The organism is Citrobacter sp. W9 (assembly GCF_026719375.1).
GTDB lineage: Bacteria > Pseudomonadota > Gammaproteobacteria > Enterobacterales > Enterobacteriaceae > Citrobacter > Citrobacter werkmanii.
Genome location: NZ_JAPPTE010000081.1, coordinates 1 through 577, shown reverse-complemented (window position 1 = coordinate 577; position 577 = coordinate 1). Strand labels below are relative to the sequence as shown.

1 protein-coding gene is annotated in these 577 nt (G+C 57.0%); it reads left to right on the top strand.

Going from position 1 to position 577, the window contains the following annotated elements:
* The first annotated feature begins 88 nt into the window (after positions 1-88).
* Positions 89-544 carry an Hg(II)-responsive transcriptional regulator gene (gene merR / locus OOJ59_RS27940; protein ID WP_001166628.1) on the top strand — a complete coding sequence of 152 codons (456 nt, stop codon included), beginning with the start codon at positions 89-91 and terminating at the stop codon, positions 542-544.
* The last annotated feature ends 33 nt before the right edge of the window (positions 545-577 follow it).

Below are 577 nucleotides of genomic sequence, written 5' to 3'. Positions count from 1 at the left end.
TTTTGTGGTTCAGACATACGCTTGTCCTTTCAAATTTGGTTTGGATAGCTTAAGCTTACTTCCGTAGTTATGTACGGAGTCAAGCGATATGCAAATTAATTTTGAGAATCTGACCATTGGCGTTTTTGCCAAGGCGGCCGGGGTCAATGTGGAGACCATCCGGTTCTACCAGCGCAAGGGCCTGCTGCCGGAGCCAGACAAGCCCTATGGCAGCATTCGCCGCTATGGCGAGGCGGATGTAACACGAGTGCGGTTCGTGAAATCGGCCCAGCGGCTGGGCTTTAGCCTGGACGAAATCGCCGAGCTACTGCGGCTGGAGGATGGCACCCATTGCGAGGAAGCCAGCGGCCTGGCCGAGCACAAGCTCAAGGATGTGCGCGAGAAGATGGCCGACTTGGCACGCATGGAGGCCGTGCTGTCTGAACTGGTGTGCGCCTGCCATGCGCGGAAAGGGAACGTTTCCTGCCCGCTGATTGCGTCACTGCAAGACGGAACGAAGCTCGCTGCATCGGCGCGGGGGAGTCACGGGGTGACTACGCCTTAGCGTGCTTTATTTTCCGAATTCTGAGACGACCCC

Bases quoted from the DNA above. Each gene is read 5' to 3' on its own strand.
- merR (WP_001166628.1), top strand. From the start codon at position 89: ATGCAAATTAATTTTGAGAATCTGACCATTGGCGTTTTTGCCAAGGCG.